This is a genomic window from Nitrosomonas sp. HPC101 (genome assembly GCF_009833125.1).
GTDB lineage: Bacteria > Pseudomonadota > Gammaproteobacteria > Burkholderiales > Nitrosomonadaceae > Nitrosomonas.
In genome coordinates this window covers 40,270-59,525 of the sequence record NZ_QRCC01000017.1, presented here as the reverse complement: position 1 = coordinate 59,525, position 19,256 = coordinate 40,270, and the positions used below count along the sequence as shown (strand labels likewise).

The window sequence follows — 19,256 nt, the reverse complement described above, 5'->3', positions numbered from 1 at the left end:
TGTTTAATGAGCAAAAGAGCGTACATCAACGAAATGACCGGATATAGCAGCCGCCGCAGCCATGGATGGACTGACCAGATGCGTTCGGCCACCGGGACCTTGTCGACCTTCAAAATTTCGATTGGAAGTTGAAGCGCAACGCTCCCCGGGCAATAATCTGTCATCGTTCATTGCCAAACACATGGAGCACCCAGGTTCACGCCATTCAAATCCAGCTGCTTGAAAAATTCTATCCAGCCCCTCTTTCTCCGCCATCGATTTGACCAGACCGGAACCCGGAACCACCATAGCCAGCCTGATATTAGGGGCAATCTGTTTTCCTTTGACAATTTCCGCAGCTGCACGCAAATCTTCTATGCGGGAGTTCGTACAGGAGCCAATAAATATTTTATCCAGTGCTATATCCTGGATAGGCGTTTTCGGCTTAAGCCCCATATATTCCAGCGCATGTTCAACATTGTGGCGCTTAACTGGATCGCTGATATCCGCAGGATCAGGCACATATCCATCGATCGTGGTTACCATTTCCGGTGAAGTTCCCCAAGTTACCTGAGGTTTAATATTTTCCGCCTTGAATTCCATAACGCGATCAAAAACAGCGCCTGCATCACTTTTCAATGTACGCCAGTATGCAACTGCCTGATCCCATAAATCTTCCCGAGGTGCAAAAGGTCTCCCCTTAATATAATCAATCGTGACATTATCCACACCCACCATCCCTGCACGCGCACCTGCCTCAATCGCCATATTACAAAGTGTCATTCGACCTTCCATGGAAAGTGATCGTATTGCATTACCGGCAAATTCAATGGCATAACCCGTACCTCCGGCTGTGCCTATTTCACCAATGACAGCCAGCGCGATATCCTTAGCGGTTACACCATGGCCCAGATCTCCCTCAACTTTGACCAGCATTGTTTTGGATTTCCGGGTAATCAGACATTGTGTCGCCAGAACATGCTCGACTTCGGAAGTGCCAATTCCGAACGCCAGGCACGCAAATGCCCCATGAGTACTGGTATGAGAATCTCCGCATACGACCGTCATGCCGGGCAACGTTGCGCCTTGTTCCGGCCCGATTACGTGCACGATTCCCTGACGCTCATCATCCATTTTAAACTCAGTAATGAGGAATTCTTCGCAATTCTGATTCAAGGTTTCGACCTGTAGACGAGATATCGGGTCTTTGATACCACTGCTCCGGTCGGTCGTAGGAACGTTATGATCCGCCACCGCCAAAATAGAATCAGTACGCCAGGGAGTGCGTCCGGCCAGCTTCAAGCTTTCAAAAGCCTGAGGGCTGGTAACCTCATGTACTAAATGGCGATCAATGTACAGTATCACCATGCCATTCGGGTCATCCGATTCGGTATGGACAACATGACTGTCCCAAAGCTTATCGTATAACGTTTTCATTTTTCATTAGGATTACTTGTTTTGACAGATATCATGGACACGTAGCGATTTTGCCTGCCAAATTGGCATGAGCGAAGGCAGAAAATGCATTATCTATCAGGGTTATCAAGGATTGACAAGCGACCAGCTGTAGTTTCCGGGATTATCCCATAAAGCCTGTTTGAGTAACAAATTCCAGGATTAATAAAAATTTCCTGACAGCAAATTTTCCAGCATGTCTTTGGAAAACTCCAGGTTATTCAAGCAAGCGGAACCCAGATGTTGTTAATGCTGCGCCAGCAGATAATCCCGCAACACCACAGCCTGATTACATTCAGAATCATGTGCCCCGTAAAGCAGCGTCAGCCGTCCTGTGCGCGCTCTGTCCAGCAACTCCTTCACTTCAGGATTGGCAGAGAGTTCGTCACGATAACGTTGCTGGAATTCCATCCACTTTGCATGATCATGATTGAACCATTTGCGTAAATCAGCTGTTGGTGCGATTTCCTTCAGCCACAGGTCACACGCCACCTGCTCTTTGGTCCGCCCGCGCGGCCAGAGCCGATCCACCAGGATACGACAGCCGTCCGCAGGGTCAGCCGCTTCATAAGCTCTTTTGATCTGAATATCCATCTCGCTAAAAACCTCGCATGCTTTAATCATGCCATTCACTATAAACTATATAATATTCGCCATGAGCCATTTACCTGTTTTAGAGTTAAGTGACATCAACAAATCCTACTCGGATCGGAAGGTATTGTCCGGCTTATCCTACAGTCTCTCAGCTGGGGAATATGTCGCAATCATGGGTGATTCCGGGGTAGGAAAATCAACTTTGTTGAATCTGATCGCCGGGCTGGATAGCCCCGACAGTGGTGAAATCAGGATTGAGGGCAAGTACCTGCCGGTGGAGGATGAAGCAGCAACCAGCCTGCGGCGCAAGTATCTGGGATTCATTTTCCAGGCATTTCACGTGCTACCCCATCTGACATTGCTGCAAAATGTTTCGCTGCCGTTGCTGCTCAACCATCTACCACTTGATCGCGCATCAATCATGCTGGCATCCGTGGGTTTGCAGGGGAGAGAACGAGATTTCCCTCATCAATTGTCGGGAGGTGAATTGCAGCGGGTAGCAATTGCCCGTGCGCTGGTACATCGCCCTCGTCTGATTCTGGCGGATGAACCTACTGGCAATCTTGATCAGGATACTTCACGAGAGATCCTGCAACTGATCCGCTCTGAAATCAAGGCCAACCAGGCTTCCGCCATTATCGTCACGCACTCGCGCCCGGCCGCCGAAACAGCGGACAAAATCCTGCTGCTGAACAGGCATGGTCTGGCTCCAGTCTCTCTGGAAAATCGACAATGAATCCGATCTTGCTCATTCGCTGGCTGCTGCAAGGCGAATGGCATTCGCACCGTTTGCAATCCATTATAGCCGTGCTGGCCATTATGTTCGGAGTGGCGCTGGGATTTACTATTCATCTGATCAACACCGCGGCAGTCAGTGAATTCTCTGCAGCTACCCGCAGCCTTTCCGGCACGTCCGATTTGACAGTACGCGCACTGCGCCCCACATTCGACGAATCCCTCTACCCAACTCTCATGCAGTATGAAGAGGTAGTACAGGCCAGCCCGGTACTGGAAATCACGGTTGGCATACCCACCAGGGCAGAGACTATGCACAACCCTGTTCTCAAGATTCTGGGGCTGGATATGTTTCGTGCGCTCAGCGTCACGCCCGATCTGCTGGGTGTGCCTGCAGAGGATAATCCAATGGATGCACTGGCCGACGATGCTGTCTTTCTGTCTCCTGCAGCGATGGAATGGCTGTCAGTCAAGCAAGGAGAGTCGATCGAGGTCAGCATGGGAACAAAGCAGATCACATTGCGCGTGGCAGGTGGATTGGCGCGTGCGCATACCGGTCAGCGCATTGCTGTTATGGATATAGGTGCAGCACAGTGGCGTTTCGACCAACTCGGCCAGCTTTCACGCATCGAGCTAAAACTACAGCAGGGCGCTAACCACACTGCATTCCAGGAAATGCTGAGCAAAAAACTGGGTACTTCTTACCTGCTGACTGAAAGTCAGGATGATGATATGCGTGCCCACAACATGTCACGCGCCTACCGCGTCAACCTGAGTATTCTGGCACTGGTCGCACTGTTTACTGGTGCATTCCTTATTTTCTCCAGTCAGATCCTGTCCACCATTCGGCGGCGATCACAGTTTGCTCTGCTGCGCGTGCTAGGCATGACCCGCCGTCAGCTTCTGTATCAGCTCTTACTGGAAAACGGATTGCTCGGCGTACTGGGATCACTCCTGGGGCTAGCATTAGGATATTTGCTGGCAACCATGGCACTCCATCATCTCGGTGCGGATCTGGGTGCTGGTCTTTTCCCGGGACTGAAGCCGCAGTTACATCCTGATCCTCTGGCTGCCGTACTTTATTTTTTACTGGGAATCGGTGTCACGGTGCTGGGTAGCCTGTTACCTGCATGGGAAGCCGCTCATGCACATCCTGCATCTGCACTTAAATCCGGCAGTGAATACACTGTGCTGGCGGCACTGCGAGTACCTCGGCTGGCCGCTGCATGTCTATTGGTGGGTGTCATTTTCACAGGATTGCCACCGATCGATGACCTACCCATATTTGGCTATCTCGCCATCGCTCTGCTGCTAACAGGCAGCATGGCTGCACTGCCGTACCTGTGCGGATTACTTTTCTCCACGCTCTTACGCACACTCAATTCAAGCAAGTCAAACATTCTATATACACTGGCAATCACTCGGCTCTCAAATGCATCTGGCCTGGCAGCCATTGCACTGGGCGGTATACTGGTTAGCTTCAGCCTGATGGTAGCCATGGCAATCATGGTGACCAGCTTCCGCATATCAGTCAATAACTGGCTGGCACAAGTACTGCCGGCTGATCTTTATCTGCACCCCATCACTCATCAGGATACGCGTGGTTTTACGCCTGACGAACAACAAATCATTACCACTCATCCGGATATCGCGCGTACTGATTTCATCCGCTCGATCCCTCTCACCCTCGATCCAGCCAGGCCGGATGTTACCCTGCTGGCACGCCCGATCAACCAGGACGATCCCGGGTTGACGCTGCCTTTAACAAAAAACATACTACCATCTGATGACATTCCACCCGATACGATACCTATCTGGGTATCAGAGGCGATGGTTGATCTGTATGGTTTCAAAATTGGTAAACGGATAACGCTCCCCTTCACCACCGATCCCGAACAGACATTCATCATCGCTGGAATCTGGCGTGATTACGGTCGTATATTCGGTGCAATCCAGATGCAATTGTCTGATTACCGCAGACTGACCGGAGATAACCATGCCAGCGATGCAGCGTTATGGATAAAACCCGGGATAACCATTCACACAGCAGTATCAGCTCTCAAAGCGCTACCGTTTGGGGATGTGCTGGAAATTATGGAAACCGGCCAGATTCGCGCAGTTGCCCTGAAACAATTTGATCGCAGTTTCGCCGTGACCTACTTGCTGGAACTGGTTGCGATTGGTGTAGGGTTGATGGGGGTGGCAGCCAGTTTTTCGGCACAAATGCTGACTCGAATCAGGGAACTTGGCATGTTGCGCCACATCGGGCTCAGCAAGCAACAGATCCGTCACATGCTGACACTGGAAGGCGGATTGCTGGCCGGATTCGGTGTTGCCACTGGATTCATATTGGGCACAGGTATCAGCCTGATCCTTATTTTTATTATCAACCCGCAATCTTTTCACTGGACTATGCAGCTGCACATGCCTTGGACATGGTTGCTGCTGATGGCGCTGGCGGTACTTGGCGCAGCTGTATTGACAGCACATGCAACCAGCCGTCGCGCAGTATCGGGCAATGTCATCCGGGCGGTCAGGGAGGACTCATAATGCGCTATTTATGGATTTTACTAGGCTGGCTGCTTTTTCAGAATACACTGCTTTCTGCTCCACCAGTACTGGCTCCTGTTGTACCGGGTAAAACATTCGAATTTCCAGAGGATCATGGCGCTCACCCTGACTTCCGGATCGAATGGTGGTACGTGACTGGCTGGTTGGAAACACCAGCAAACCGCCCACTGGGCTTCCAGATCACGTTCTTCCGTTTGGCAACCCAAACCGACAACGATAACTCCAGCCGCTTCTCCCCCGATCAACTGATCATTGCGCATGTGGCACTATCTGATCCAGCAATCGGTAAACTACTGCATGACCAGAAAGTTGCCCGCACAGGATTCGGTTTGGCATATGCCAAAACCGGCAATACCGACGTCAAACTGGATCATTGGACTTTTCTGCGTGAGACGGATGGCCGCTATCAGGCCGATATCAAGGCAGATGATTTCACCATGAAATTATCACTTACACCCTCACAACCCTTGTTGCTGCAAGGTGAAAATGGGTTTTCGCGCAAGGGGCCAAAGGCAGCGCAAGCCAGCTATTATTACAGCGAACCACATTTACAAGTAAGCGGCGCAGTCAGTTATCAGGGAAAGGATATAGCTGTCACCGGAACCGCCTGGCTCGACCGCGAATGGTCGAGTGAATATCTTGATCCGGATGCAGCTGGCTGGGACTGGATCAGCGCGAGCCTCGATGATGGTTCTGCATTGATGGCATTTCAGATACGCGGAAAAGATGACAGTAAAATCTGGGCGTATGCCGTCTTGCGTGACGCATCCGGCCATGTCCAGACGCTCACACCGGATCAGGTCAGTTTTCACCCGATTCGCACTTGGCGCTCTGCTCGTACACAGGCTGTTTATCCAGTCACCACCCGGATCCGGACAGGTGAAACCGAGTGGCAGATCGCACCTTTGATGGATGATCAGGAACTGGATTCACGTGCTTCTGCCGGGACAGTTTACTGGGAAGGTGCGGTAACGCTCACACGTGATGGCCAACCGGCCGGACGTGGCTACATGGAACTGACCGGCTATATACAGCTGTTAACGATGTAACAACAGCACACAGATTAAATCCAAATAATCCATTAGGAATGGGATATTACCGATCGAGACAATAACAACATGAATCTGGATAACACATTCTTCGACAAGGAGTTGGATGTACGCGGACTCGTATGTCCACTGCCCATTCTCCGGACAAAAAAATCCCTGTCTGAAATGACACACGGACAAGTGCTCAAAATCATGGCAACCGACCCGGGTGCAACAATTGATTTTCAGGTATTTGCTGATCAGACTGGACATGAGCTGCTGTCTTCATCTGAAGCCACAGGTGAGTATCTGTTTTACCTAAAAAAAAGATAGCATCAAGGTCCCAGGATACATATTTATCTAAAATGACAGCCACTATCCTGTCTACTCAATCCAATCCATTCTCCATAAAAAGCCATACAAAAACACGGTACCGTCTACGGTGATCCGCTCACATGCAGCCCACATGGCTGTAATTTTCCCTCCCTTCCCTTCCCCTCTGTAACCGGCTATACTGACAATAATGTATGCAAATATATTGAAAATAAACGAAAAATTTATGTGATATATCCATGCGTTTTGTTGTTGAACTTTATCCTATAGATATGCTCTTATAAGTACCTGAAAACAGGTAATTTTTGTACTAAAACAAAGGAGGTGCTCGCCATGAAAGATTTGAAATCCGGGTGTTGTATGAGGTTGATTCAATTGACAGAGATTTTCACGACAACCCGGAGTTGTCCCAAATCAGATTTCACACTGAAACCAGACTGGTAACTGTTTTATCAGGAGCTTCCACGGAAACTCCGATTTTCGCGAAAAGGAGTATTTTTATGGCTACAAATGTATTAAAAGACAAAGCTACACAACAACTGGCTTATGACAAATCTGAATGGTTTGACGCCAAATACTATAAATACGGTCTGCTGCCCATCCTGGCGGTAGCTGTAATGTGGGTCTATTTCCAACGCACATACGCCTATTCTCATGGCATGGATTCGATGGAGCCGGAATTTGACCGTATCTGGATGGGCTTGTGGCGCGTTCAAATGGCTGTCCTGCCCCTTATAGCGCTCTTCGTATGGGGATGGTTGTTGAAAACCCGCAATACTGCGGAACAGCTTGCCAGTCTGACTCCGAAGCAGGAAATAAAGCGTTACTTCTATTTCCTCATGTGGCTTGGAGTCTATATATTTGCAGTTTACTGGGGATCAAGCTTCTTTACCGAGCAGGACGCTTCATGGCACCAGGTGATTATCAGGGATACCAGTTTTACTCCTAGCCATATTCCTTTGTTTTATGGCTCATTCCCGGTATACATCATCATGGGGGTGGCAATGATTATTTACGCCAATACCCGACTGCCGTTGTATAATAAAGGATGGTCATTTCCGCTGATTATGACCGTAGCAGGACCGCTGATGAGCCTGCCTAACGTTGGTCTGAATGAGTGGGGGCACGCCTTCTGGTTTATGGAGGAGCTCTTTAGCGCACCGTTGCACTGGGGTTTTGTGATCTTGGCTTGGGCTGCCCTGTTCCAGGGTGGACTTGCTGTTCAGATCATAGCGCGGTTCTCCAATCTGCTTGACGTGGAGTGGAACAAACAAGACAGAGCCATACTGGATGATGTCGTAACCGCTCCTTAATCAGGTAAATTCAAGGCCCCCGGATTTTGGGGGCTGAGAGAGATAGCCTGAATATTATCCTTCCCTGATTATTGTAATGAAACATGATGTTGCCATTCAATTTCCTGAACAAGATCGGCAGAAGGTTTAATACGCTTAAACCAAATAATATTCAGAAATGACTGGCATCAATCACCGCACGGCATTGGCCAGATAATCAGAACTTTCTGCGAAGCAGGCTGCGGACAGCGTGGAGCAAATCAACTGCTGTTCGCAGTTACTATGAACCACCACCGCACCATAGGCAACATCAGGATATCCTGATATAAAGCTGGAAATTTCAGGATTGACGAGAGCAACAGACAGTTGGCCAGAATAAATTTTTCGCTTATAGAAAAAATTATTTCCGCGTTGCAATGCGTTCTCGCAGAATCAGTTCGGCCAGTTCCATATCCTGCGGATAAGTCACTTTGAAGTTATAAGCATCTCCTGCTACCAGCTTGGGAGAGTATCCTAATTCCTCTATTGCGCTAGCATCATCAGTAATACTTGCCGAGGCCTTTTCCAGTGCTTCAAGTAACCGTTTTGTACGAAACATTTGTGGTGTCTGTGCCTGCCACAACTGTTCTCTCGGCTCTGTGCGTACTACCCGCCCCGTATCACTCGCGCGCTTTAATGTATCCGCCAGCGGTACCGCCAACAGACCACCGACTTCGTCATCCTCAAGTTGGTTAAGCAATCGCTCGACCAGAGTCGTACTCAATCCCGGGCGCGCTGCATCATGTACCAGGATCCAGTCCTGATCCTGCGCATAATTCCCGGCACGCAGTGCTCTCAATCCATTAGTAACACTTTCCGCACGAGTCGTCCCACCACAGTTAAATATCTGGATCTTGCCGGAAAATTCATTCCAGTCATGCCGTGCCCATTCAGCATCATCCGGTGCCAGCACCACACAGACAGTAGAAATACGGGTGATACTGCACAAGGTATGTAGTGCATGGTAAATCATGGGTTTACCTGCCAGCAACCGGTATTGTTTAGGAATATTTTCTCCCATGCGCGAACCGGAGCCAGCTGCTGGAATCAATGCGATAAATTCTGCCATACGACAATCATGCAATCATGATATTGATAATTCACAATTATCAGGAAACGGTGCTTTCATGGTCAATTTGTGACAGATGCCGGGCAACCGACCAGCGCGCTCCAATCCATCCGAGTGTGCCGGAGAATAACAGCAGAATCAGGCTATCCTTCCAGGAAAGATGGTTGAGCGTGAGTGTAGTAGCATATAACCTCGCCAGCTCAGATAGCGCTTCATTCAGTTTGGTAATTGCCAAATAAAGCAGTAACCAGGCGAGCGCAGCACCCACCACCCCCTGTATCGTACCAAAATAGAGAAACGGCCGCCGGATATAGCCATCCGTGGCACCAATCAGTTTGGATAACTCAATCTCATCGCGTCCTGTCAGCATCTGCAGGCGAATGGTATTAAACATGACGATGACAAGCGCCGCGCCGAACAACGATGCCAGCATGATGACGACCAACCTTCCCACCTCAAGCATGGCATCCAGCTTTCTGACCCAATCAGTATCCACCAATACATGCGCGACCTTGGGCCAACTCTGCGCCACGACCTGTGTTTTTTCTATTTCATTGGCAGACATGTGCCCAAGATTGATTACAAAGGCGTCAGGCAGTGGATTCTGTCCAAGATTGTGTATTACCTCCGCCATCCCACTTTCCTGCTTCAGCTCCTGCAATGCAATTTCCTTTGAGATAAACAGAAAACCTTCAATTGCAGGCATTTTTTCCAGCTGGGTATTGATCAGTTCAATGTCAGCCTGACCAGCTACCGTATCCAGCATGATAGTCATTTGTTGTGTATCTGTTGCCTGCCCGGATATTTCACGCAAGTTTTCCAGCAGTATAAAAATACCTGCAGGTAAGCTCAGGACAATACTGAAAACGATGATACTCAGCAGACTAGTAACAGGGGCAGCCGCCAGCTGCCTGAGTGCGCGCATCAGCGCATACCCGTGTTGGGACAACCAGCTACTCATGCGACCAGCTTTCCATGATCCAGCTCAAGTACACGATGTTGCGTCGTATCGAGCAACATCGTGTCATGTGTCGAGATGAGGACAGTAACACCCACCTGATTGAATGATTCGAAAACAGCCATGATATCCCGTGCATAACCACTATCAAGATTAGCAGTAGGCTCATCGGCGATCAGGACAGTCGGACGATGGACCACAGCACGAGCAATGCACAACCGCTGCTTCTCACCTCCTGACAAGGTAATTGGATCTGCTTTTTCTTTATTCAGCAGGCCCACCTTATCCAGCGCTGCCCGCACACGTGAAGCGCTGGTTTTCGTATCAAACGCCGTTACTTGCAGCGGTAGCATGACGTTGGCAAAAACATTACGATCGTACAGAATCTTCTGTTCCTGAAAGATCATTCCGATATTCCGACGCAAATAAGGGATAGCACTGCGTCTGAGCAAACCAATATTTTGCTGCCCCACCGAGATATCCCCGGAAGTTGGGCGCTCTATGGCTACGATCAATTTCAGGAGCGTACTTTTACCAGCACCTGAGTGCCCGGAAAAGAAAACCAATTCTCCCTGGTCAATCGACAAGGTAATATTTTTGAGTGCCTCATACTCTCTAGGATAAAATTTGCTGACATTATTGAAGCGGATCATTGCAGCCATACCGGTCACTCAAATAAAACAGATAATATTAATCAAACAGTGCTTCTGCAAATTCCCGGGCGTTGAAAGGCCTTAGATCATCCAGTCCTTCTCCCACTCCGATGAAACGCAGAGCAGGCGGTTTATCCACAAATTGTGCAGCAATGGCAGCAATTACCCCACCTTTGGCAGTTCCATCCAGCTTGGTCATGATCAGACCGGTAACACCCAAAGCATCATTGAAGGCTTTTAGCTGACTGACAGCGTTTTGACCGGTATTCGCATCCAGCACTAACAACACCTCATGCGGAGCATCAGGCATCGCTTTGGCAATGACACGCTTAATTTTTTTGATTTCTTCCATCAGGTGAAGCTGGGTCGTCAAACGTCCAGCGGTATCAGCCAGAACAACATCTATTTTTCTTGCAATAGCTGCATTGACCGCATCGAAAATCACGGCAGCCGGATCCCCCTTTTTATCCGAATTGCTTTCCTGGGATATCACCGTGATCTGATTGCGCTCTCCCCATACCTTAAGTTGCTCCTGTGCTGCTGCACGGAAAGTATCGCCCGCGGCCAGCAGCACGGAGTGTCCTTGTGACTGAAAATAATGAGCAAGCTTACCGATGGTCGTGGTTTTGCCAACACCGTTTACCCCAGCAATCATGATCACAAAAGGTGCATGCCCGGTTGTGATCAGAGGCTGTTCCAGCGGCTGCAGCAATTCGACCAACGCATTTTGCAGAGCTATTTTAAGTTGCCCTGAATCGTCCAGTGCGTCCCGTTTGACGCGGGTACGCAGCGATTCCAGCAACCAGTTTGTTGCTTCGATCCCGGTATCCGCTGTCAGCAGGACAGTTTCGAGCTCTTCGTATAAGTCCTCATCGATTTTCCTGCTACCGAACAACCCAGATAGCTGTTTGCCAAGCTGCTGTCGCGTACGTGTCAAGCCTTGCCTGATCTTGTCAGTGAAACTAACTGACCCGGCTTCAGCCTGAACAGGATTTTTTTCGTCAGAGTTCTTTTTGGATTTAAAAATACTAAACATTCTGGTAGGCTGTTCCTGTTTCAGGAAAACAAACATCATACCATCAACCACTTGCCGGAGTGATGGTAATCACCCGGTCCAAGCCAGTTCAATTTCCAGTACAACATGAAAATCAGCCTTTTTTACCTCAGTCACTTTATTGCTTTTTTTTGCATTGCAATAACATCGCCACTATCAGCTTCAGCCAATTCACACGAATATCTGCTTGATAACGGCCTTAAACTGATTATCAAGGAAGATCATCGTTCGCCGGTAGTCATTCAGCAGGTCTGGTACAAGGCTGGCAGTGTGGATGAAGTCAATGGCACCACCGGCGTAGCACACGCACTTGAACACATGATGTTCAAGGGAACCAGCAATACACCCTCCGGTGAATTTTCCAGAAGAATTGCGGCGGTTGGCGGCAAGGAAAATGCTTTTACCAGCAATGACTACACTGCTTATTATCAACAGTTACATCAGCGTCATTTGCCGATGGCGATGGAACTTGAATCCGATCGGATGCGCAATCTACAGCTGACACAAGAAGAATTTTCAAAGGAAATCCAGGTTGTCATGGAGGAAAGAAGATTGCGTACGGATGATCAGGCACACGCACTGTTATACGAAAAATTAATGGCGACAGCCTTTCAAACGCACCCTTATCGCCGCCCGATTATCGGTTGGATGAATGATCTGGAGCATATGCAAGTGAGTGACACCCAGAACTGGTATCAACACTGGTATGCACCCAACAACGCAGTACTGGTAGTAGTGGGTGATGTCGATCCGGAGAACGTACTCACACTGGCAAAAAAATATTATGGAAAATTCAGTGCAGGTGAAGTTTTACCTCTATCCGAACGCAAGCCACAAACTGAGCCTCCTCAAATGGGGATCAAACGACTGGTAGTCAAGGCACCTGCAAAACTCCCACATCTGATCATGATATACAAGGTCCCTGTACTTAAAGATCCAAGAAATGACTGGGAACCCTATGCACTGACTCTGCTGGCTGAAGTACTGGATGGCAATGCCGCAGCAAGACTTAATAAAGCACTGGTACGCGAAACACGTGTTGCTATTGCGGCAGATGCTGGCTATAGCGCCATTAAACGAGGTCCGGGTACTTTTTATATTGATGGAACTCCCAGCGAGGACAGGACAGTAAGTGAGCTGGAACAGTCGATGCGTACGGAAATTGATAAAATCGTCCAATCCGGAGTCACCCAGGAGGAACTCGCGCGCGTCAAGGCTCAAGTCGTAGCAAGCCGTACTTATCAACTTGATTCCACTTTTGCACAGGCAATGCAGATTGGTAGACTGGAAAGCGCCGGATTATCTCACCGGGATGCGGATATTATCCTGGAACGACTGCAGGCAGTTACGGCAGAACAAATCAGGAATGTCGCTGAAAAATATCTGGTAGATGATTCGCTGACTGTAGCCGTGCTGGATCCGCAACCGCTACCAGAAGCCGCCCCTCCCCTGCATAGTCACATCGAGCTAAAACACTAACCCCTCCTTCGGTTTTCACGAAATATCAGGGAGAAAGGTGATCATGTCAGCAGGTTGTTCATTGCGATTTCCAAGACCATGCTTCTGTGAATAATTAATCCTCTTTCGACACCCCTGATCGTAGAAATGTACCGCCCGATTCGAGCTCTCATAGACTGTACTGCGTTACAGCACAACCTCTCTGTTGTCCGCAACCATACTCATCAGGCTCGCATCATGGCTGTTGTCAAAGCTGATGCCTATGGCCATGGCCTGCTCCGTACCGCACAGGCATTAAATACAGTGGACGGATTTGCGGTACTTGAACTGGAAGCAGCGATCCAGTTAAGAGAGGCTGGATTCAAACAACCTGTTCTTCTTCTGGAAGGATTTTTCTCGGCAGAAGAACTTGGGATGATAGATCACTATCGATTAAGTACGGTTATTCACAGCCATGAGCAGCTATCACTGTTACTGGCGCATAAAAAAACAGGAAAACCGGATCTTTTTATCAAGATCAATACCGGCATGAATCGTCTTGGTTTCAAATCTGAAGAGGGAAATTATGTACTGAATCGGATCAAACAATGGTGTTCAGATGCCAATACCACATTGATGACACATTTTTCCTGTGCGGATGATGCGCGGCAAACAGATCAAGTTAATCAGCAACTGGATCTGTTTGCACCACTGTATGCTAAAAGAGAAAACAACCTGCCCCAAACACTGGCCAATTCTGCTGCAATTTTACGCTATCCCGGAACACATGCGGACTGGGTACGCCCTGGTATAATCCTCTACGGCGCATCACCTCTGCCAGATAAAACGGGCATTGAGCTCGGATTACGGCCCGTCATGACACTCACCAGCGAGATTATCGCTGTGCAACAACTTGACCCATCAGACAGAGTAGGATATGGAGGACAGTTTATCGCAGATCAACCCATGCGTATCGGAGTTGTTGCGGCTGGTTACGCAGATGGGTATCCTCGTCACGCACCTACTGGAACCCCTGTACTGGTGAATGGTCAACGCACACGACTGATTGGGTGTATTTCAATGGATATGCTTACTATTGACCTGAGCGGGATTGGTGGAGTCGGAGTAGGAAGCCCGGTAACCCTCTGGGGTGAAGGATTACCGGTAGAAGAAATTGCAAAATCAGCACAGACTATCAGTTATGAGCTTTTGACGGCACGCTCTTCCAGAGTCCCGTCTATCTATATTTACACCTGATGATAACCGAAATTCTTTATTGCCACCTGATTATTCAACTTTAGCATTTTTACGTAACAATTCAACCACAGCGGCAAATTTGCGCTGCAATACTCGTTGTTGCATATTTTGTTTTACCTCATCAAAGGAAGGTGGAACAGCTGTACGCATATCATCCAGACGGATTACATGCCAGCCAAAAGGAGTTTGTATTGGCTGATTGGTTGTTTCGCCTTTTTTCAGTTTAGTCAACGCATCAGCAAAAGGTTTAACGTAAACTGCCGCTGAGCTCCAGCCCAGCTCTCCACCATTACTCTTGCTACCGGTATCAATGGAACGTTCGTCTGCCAGTTTCTCAAAAGCTCCCCCTTTTCTCAGTGAAACAATCAGATCCTTAGCTTCCTGCTCTGTTTCCACTAGAATATGCCGCGCTTTGTATTCCTTATCACCCATTTGTGATTTCACGGATTCATATTCCTTGCGCAACTCACTATCGCTCACTGGATTATTTTTCATAAAATCAGTCTGGTATGCCCTGATCAATATCCCCTGACGTGCAAGATCAATCTGCGTAACAACATCCGGATTACGATCAAGTTTCTTTTTTATTGCTTCCTGTGTCAGTATTTCTTCAGTAATGAGATTTTCTCGAAGGGCATTTCTCATTTCAGCTGAATCGGGTTGACCCTGCGCCGCTGCCGCCTTGACTACCAGATCGAGGCGTGCTTGTGGAATCGCTATACCATTGACTTTAGCGACTGTACCACCACTCTGGGCACTCAAGGGTGTAACACATGCAAATCCCAGAACAGCAAGTGGCACACAGAAAAACTTGACTAAGCGCATAAAATTTCCTTTAAATATAAATAGTAAAACAATTGACAAATTTTACCTGGATAATCTGGAAAGCATGCATTCTAACAAAACACAGGTAGGTGTTTCTTATAAACAAACAGGTTTTCCTGTGGATTTCTTTTAGAACATTCAAGGCCGAATAAACTGGAGAATCTCTGTCTAGTACTGGCTCATTCGGGCAAAACTTTCCTGAACGGCTTTACAGTTACCTTTGCATAAACACCCGCTACCAGATATGGATCAGCATCTGCCCATTCCCGAGCAACCTCTAGCGATGCAAACTCCGCGACTATCAGGCTCCCGGTAAAACCCGCTACTCCAGGGTCGGCACTATCAATTGCCGGGCACGGTCCCGCTAATAGTAACCTTCCCTGGTCCTGCAATTCCCGGATTCGTGCCAAATGCGCAGGCCGGTTAACTGTTCGTTGCGCCAAGCTATCAGGAGCATCTTCACCATATATCAAATAGAGCATGTTATTTTCTATTAGTCAGTACAAATCTCACACAGTTCTTTATGACAAACCTGAATATCATTTCCTATGGGTATTACTACAACCAACATTTTCCAGAAACCCGTTCTAGGCCAATATCGGGGGTAGAAGGGCAGACAGAGCATTACGTTCACTGGTTGCTGTTCCCAGCAAGGCAAAACCGTGCAAATTGCCGGCTTGATCCTGATACAAAGCTTTCATACCATTCTCAACAATTTCGATTTTCCACTCACCTTCTGCTTCGGGATCTGGAGGTGAGACAACTGCCGGACAAGCAGGTGTCTTAACCATTACTGGCATCGCCGGGTAGCGCAGTAATGTCCGGTTACCGGCAATTGTTGCAGCCAGGGCTCGGCCAGCATGCGAAATTGGTAGAATAAAAGGTAACACCTTGCCCGCCACTTCTGCACAATCCCCCAGAGCATAGATATTCTGAATGCTGGTCTGTAAGTAACGGTCAACCGCAATCCCTCGATTTATCTGAATTCCTGCTGCCACAGCCAGACTGGTACGTGGTTTCAAGCCAATGGCAGACAACACCATATCAGCCTGAACAACGCCACCTTTTTTATAATGTAAGTGGTAGCGCCCATTTTCCTTGTTTATTTTTTCGACAGTAGTATCGAGCAGAAAATTAACGCCTGCGGCAGCCAGTTTTTCTCGGAAAAATTGCCCGGCCTCAGGAGGAAGCAGCCGCCCCAGCGGTTGTGGACTTACATCAAAAATACTTACCTGATAACCTTTTGCCACAAGATCGTTGGCAAACTCGCAACCAATCAGGCCGGCACCCAGTATAGCGACATGACGCACATTTTTCAGGTTTTCCCGAAACTTCCGGTAATCATCCAGATCATTAATGGATAATATTTCATCCGCACCGTCTCCAGGTATAGATAAACGAACCGGATCGGCTCCCAGCGCCAATACAAGCTGACTGTAGACCAGCTGTGTACCATTCCCGAAATAAACACTGTGCGCAGTAGCATCAATTGCATCGACACGCGTATAAGGTTGCACCGTAATGCCTAACTGTCCAGACATCTGGTCAGTGCTTGCACTTAAAATTGAATCAGGTGTTTTGCCTGTTGCCAAAGCATTAGACAGCATAGGTTTTGAATAAAACCCACCATGGTCAGCAGACAAGAGTGTAATTGTCACAGTAGAATCCAGCCTCCGCAGCTCACGTGCAACTGTATAACCCGCCAGTCCGCTTCCCACAACGATGACAGACGCTTGATTCATATTGATATACCCTGTTTGACTACGATCAATTTTCTTCCCTTTTTATTCAAATCAGCAACTCGTCAAATTTATTATGGATCTTCCATCGTTTCGGAAACTCTCAGCCACACGGCAATCAACCTGATTTTCAGGTTTTTATTGTACCTCAACCCGAAAAACTCCAGCGACATATGCTGCAAAGTTCACTCGCAAATGATTATTCTCGTTGCGTTTTCCAACGGACTGGTAAAAATGCCTTATCCCGATACTTAATCCTAGAAAATATGTCACTATATACTGCCCGTTTGCTTTGAACGATATTCCTAATTACATTCATAATTGGATACGCGTATTAATTAATCCTGAAGGAGGAGGAGGATGAAACGGATTTTTCTTTTTATTGTAACGAACCTTGCCATAGTGGTAATGTTGAGCGTAACCCTGCGTCTGCTTGGTGTTGATCGCATACTGGACACCGAAGGCAGTGGATTGAATTTTAATGCATTACTGGTTTTATCGGCAGTTATAGGCTTTGGTGGTTCGCTCATTTCGCTCGTCATGTCCAAGTGGAGCGCAAAGCACATGACTGGCGCCGTGGTCATTGAGATTCCTTCAAACTCCACCGAAGGCTGGTTAATGGAAACTGTTCGCCGACAAGCTAAAACAGCTGGTGTGGGCATGCCTGAGGTAGCCATTTACGATTCACCTGATATTAATGCATTCGCAACCGGAATGAACCGAAACAATGCGTTGGTAGCAGTCAGCTCAGGGTTGCTGCAAAAAATGAATCGTGATGAGGCTGAAGCAGTGTTGGCTCATGAAGTCAGCCATATTGCCAATGGCGACATGGTAACGCTGGCATTAATTCAGGGTGTGGTGAATACATTTGTGATTTTCCTTTCTCGTATCATCGGCCACATGATTGATCGCGTCGTCTTCAGAACGGAAGAAGGACATGGACCTGCCTATTTCATTACCAGCCTTATTGCGCAACTGGTGCTGGGTATACTCGCCACGATTATCGTGATGTGGTTCAGTCGGCAGCGTGAATTCCGTGCGGATGCAGGGAGCGCACAAATTTCCGGGAAAAATAAAATGATTGCCGCACTACAACGATTACAACAAGAGTACGAGCCATCTCATTTACCAGACAAGATGGCTGCGTTTGGAATCTCAGGTCAAAAAAGCCAGATCGGACGTTTGTTCATGTCACACCCACCTCTGGAAGAGCGCATCCAGGCATTACAATCTGCCTGATAAATCAATTGGAGCTGGTGCAAGCAAGGATCCCATCAGCTCCAATTAAATCAATCCAGAAACCACAATCGGGATACACACTTGGGGCGCCAGATCGGATTTTCAGGATTAATCATCAAGGATTATTTCCTCATCAAAGTCTATTGATTCCTCCTCAGATGGGGTACCGTTACTCTGAATCAAGCTATTCCGTCTTTGTAAATAGGCATCGCGTACAAACTCATATTTGTCTAGCGAAGCCTCCTCCAGAGTTTTATCAAGACCCAGCAATTGTTCACGTCTATCAATAAACTCAAGTGTTGCAACAGGGAAACGTACTGTCAACAAATCAAAGTCCGTATAAATGGCGCGCGCGGGATGAATGAAGGTACTATCCACACCAAGCCCGACTGCATCCCTTACAGTGCTGGGTCCCAGTACTGGCAACACAAGATATGGTCCGCTACCAACACCATAAAAACCCAGTGTTTGACCAAAATCTTCATTGCGTTTACTAATATCAATATCACTTACCTGAGTGATATCACTGGCCAGATCAATAGCGCCCAACATTCCGAAGGTTGTATTAATTACCACACGTGTCGTACTCGCCATTGCATCCATAAATTTCAGCTGCAACAAAGCGTTAGCAGCAACGACAACATCATCAAGATTAGAGAAGAAGTTACCAACGATCATTCTGAGTGGCGATGGCACAAATCGCTGATATCCTCTGGCAACAGGCTCTGCTACAAATTCATCAAGTTGCTCATTAAACGAGAATACTGCACGATTCATGGATTCCAATGGATCATAACGATTGTCCGCAGTAGCACAACCTGACAGTACACCGCCTAACAACAAAGCCACCATAAATTCCCGGAAACAAGGAGAGCAAATAGCCATAATTTGTTAATTGTTCTTTATTAGAAATGACATACTGTCACGATTATATAAATCGTAACAATCCGGTTGGAAAAATATCAACGACACCCGACCTGACCAATTGAATTTTTTTGT

General features: G+C 47.9%; 18 protein-coding genes. 8 read left to right on the top strand and 10 right to left on the bottom strand.

The annotated features are described in order from the left end of the window. Positions 1 to 3 precede the first annotated feature (3 nt). Together leuC and ABO04_RS11155 are read right to left on the bottom strand one after the other, a co-directional pair. Positions 4 to 1,416 carry a 3-isopropylmalate dehydratase large subunit gene (leuC, locus tag ABO04_RS11160; RefSeq protein WP_160810736.1) on the bottom strand — a complete coding sequence of 471 codons (1,413 nt, stop codon included), beginning with the start codon at positions 1,414 to 1,416 and terminating at the stop codon, positions 4 to 6. Between the two features lie 264 nt (positions 1,417 to 1,680). Beyond that, complete coding sequence (locus ABO04_RS11155; RefSeq protein ID WP_345853554.1) at positions 1,681 to 2,058, bottom strand: DUF488 domain-containing protein; 378 nt, start codon at positions 2,056 to 2,058, stop codon at positions 1,681 to 1,683. A 31-nt stretch (positions 2,059 to 2,089) separates the two neighbouring features. Between ABO04_RS11155 and ABO04_RS11150 the strand changes: the two genes are divergently transcribed. The 5 genes from ABO04_RS11150 to ABO04_RS11130 all read left to right on the top strand — a co-directional run bounded on the left by ABO04_RS11150 (position 2,090) and on the right by ABO04_RS11130 (position 8,008). After that, complete coding sequence (locus ABO04_RS11150; protein ID WP_160810735.1) at positions 2,090 to 2,764, top strand: ABC transporter ATP-binding protein; 675 nt, start codon at positions 2,090 to 2,092, stop codon at positions 2,762 to 2,764. Further along, positions 2,761 to 5,313 (top strand): ABC transporter permease, encoded by a 2,553-nt coding sequence (locus ABO04_RS11145; protein ID WP_160810734.1) that lies wholly within the window; start codon positions 2,761 to 2,763, stop codon positions 5,311 to 5,313. The genes ABO04_RS11150 and ABO04_RS11145 overlap by 4 nt, the downstream gene beginning before the upstream one ends. Continuing rightward, the gene (locus ABO04_RS11140; RefSeq protein WP_160810733.1) at positions 5,313 to 6,383 is read left to right on the top strand and encodes a lipocalin-like domain-containing protein; all 1,071 of its coding nucleotides are present in this window, start codon (positions 5,313 to 5,315) and stop codon (positions 6,381 to 6,383) included. The genes ABO04_RS11145 and ABO04_RS11140 overlap by 1 nt, the downstream gene beginning before the upstream one ends. A gap of 69 nt (positions 6,384 to 6,452) precedes the next feature. After that, positions 6,453 to 6,695 carry a sulfurtransferase TusA family protein gene (locus ABO04_RS11135; RefSeq protein WP_160810732.1) on the top strand — a complete coding sequence of 81 codons (243 nt, stop codon included), beginning with the start codon at positions 6,453 to 6,455 and terminating at the stop codon, positions 6,693 to 6,695. A 500-nt stretch (positions 6,696 to 7,195) separates the two neighbouring features. Beyond that, on the top strand, positions 7,196 to 8,008 hold the full coding sequence (locus ABO04_RS11130; RefSeq protein WP_160810731.1) for a methane monooxygenase/ammonia monooxygenase subunit C: 813 nt from the start codon (positions 7,196 to 7,198) through the stop codon (positions 8,006 to 8,008). 379 nt (positions 8,009 to 8,387) lie between these two features. Here ABO04_RS11130 and ispD read toward each other — a convergent pair whose 3' ends face one another. Genes ispD through ftsY form a run of 4 tightly spaced genes read right to left on the bottom strand, consistent with a single transcriptional unit; the run spans position 8,388 to position 11,742 of the window. Beyond that, positions 8,388 to 9,095 (bottom strand): 2-C-methyl-D-erythritol 4-phosphate cytidylyltransferase, encoded by a 708-nt coding sequence (gene ispD, locus ABO04_RS11125; protein WP_160810730.1) that lies wholly within the window; start codon positions 9,093 to 9,095, stop codon positions 8,388 to 8,390. A gap of 40 nt (positions 9,096 to 9,135) precedes the next feature. Next, positions 9,136 to 10,056 carry a permease-like cell division protein FtsX gene (gene ftsX, locus ABO04_RS11120; RefSeq protein ID WP_160810729.1) on the bottom strand — a complete coding sequence of 307 codons (921 nt, stop codon included), beginning with the start codon at positions 10,054 to 10,056 and terminating at the stop codon, positions 9,136 to 9,138. After that, complete coding sequence (ftsE, locus tag ABO04_RS11115) at positions 10,053 to 10,706, bottom strand: cell division ATP-binding protein FtsE (protein WP_160810770.1); 654 nt, start codon at positions 10,704 to 10,706, stop codon at positions 10,053 to 10,055. The genes ftsX and ftsE overlap by 4 nt, the downstream gene beginning before the upstream one ends. 37 nt (positions 10,707 to 10,743) lie before the next feature. Then, the gene (gene ftsY / locus ABO04_RS11110) at positions 10,744 to 11,742 is read right to left on the bottom strand and encodes a signal recognition particle-docking protein FtsY (protein WP_160810728.1); all 999 of its coding nucleotides are present in this window, start codon (positions 11,740 to 11,742) and stop codon (positions 10,744 to 10,746) included. Between the two features lie 105 nt (positions 11,743 to 11,847). Here ftsY and ABO04_RS11105 point away from each other — a divergent pair, with 105 nt between their 5' ends. Together ABO04_RS11105 and alr are read left to right on the top strand one after the other, a co-directional pair. Next, complete coding sequence (locus ABO04_RS11105) at positions 11,848 to 13,239, top strand: pitrilysin family protein (RefSeq protein ID WP_160810727.1); 1,392 nt, start codon at positions 11,848 to 11,850, stop codon at positions 13,237 to 13,239. Positions 13,240 to 13,365: 126 nt separating this feature from the next. Continuing rightward, on the top strand, positions 13,366 to 14,454 hold the full coding sequence (gene alr, locus ABO04_RS11100; protein ID WP_160810726.1) for an alanine racemase: 1,089 nt from the start codon (positions 13,366 to 13,368) through the stop codon (positions 14,452 to 14,454). Between the two features lie 30 nt (positions 14,455 to 14,484). On the opposite strand, the gene ABO04_RS11095 is transcribed toward alr, so the two are convergent. The 3 genes from ABO04_RS11095 to ABO04_RS11085 all read right to left on the bottom strand — a co-directional run bounded on the left by ABO04_RS11095 (position 14,485) and on the right by ABO04_RS11085 (position 17,021). Beyond that, positions 14,485 to 15,279 (bottom strand): peptidyl-prolyl cis-trans isomerase, encoded by a 795-nt coding sequence (locus ABO04_RS11095; RefSeq protein ID WP_160810725.1) that lies wholly within the window; start codon positions 15,277 to 15,279, stop codon positions 14,485 to 14,487. 179 nt (positions 15,280 to 15,458) lie between these two features. Further along, positions 15,459 to 15,761: a YciI family protein gene (locus ABO04_RS11090; protein WP_160810724.1), complete on the bottom strand. Its 303-nt coding sequence runs from the start codon at positions 15,759 to 15,761 to the stop codon at positions 15,459 to 15,461. 105 nt (positions 15,762 to 15,866) lie between these two features. Then, positions 15,867 to 17,021, bottom strand: coding sequence for an FAD-dependent oxidoreductase (locus ABO04_RS11085; RefSeq protein ID WP_160810723.1), 1,155 nt, complete (start codon positions 17,019 to 17,021; stop codon positions 15,867 to 15,869). 357 nt (positions 17,022 to 17,378) lie between these two features. Here ABO04_RS11085 and htpX point away from each other — a divergent pair, with 357 nt between their 5' ends. Continuing rightward, entirely contained in the window at positions 17,379 to 18,257 is an 879-nt protein-coding gene (htpX, locus tag ABO04_RS11080) for a protease HtpX (protein WP_160810722.1), read from the top strand. A 108-nt stretch (positions 18,258 to 18,365) separates the two neighbouring features. Here the strand turns inward: htpX and ABO04_RS11075 are convergent, their stop codons facing one another. Beyond that, positions 18,366 to 19,142: a VacJ family lipoprotein gene (locus ABO04_RS11075; protein ID WP_160810721.1), complete on the bottom strand. Its 777-nt coding sequence runs from the start codon at positions 19,140 to 19,142 to the stop codon at positions 18,366 to 18,368. Between the last annotated feature and the right edge of the window lie 114 nt (positions 19,143 to 19,256).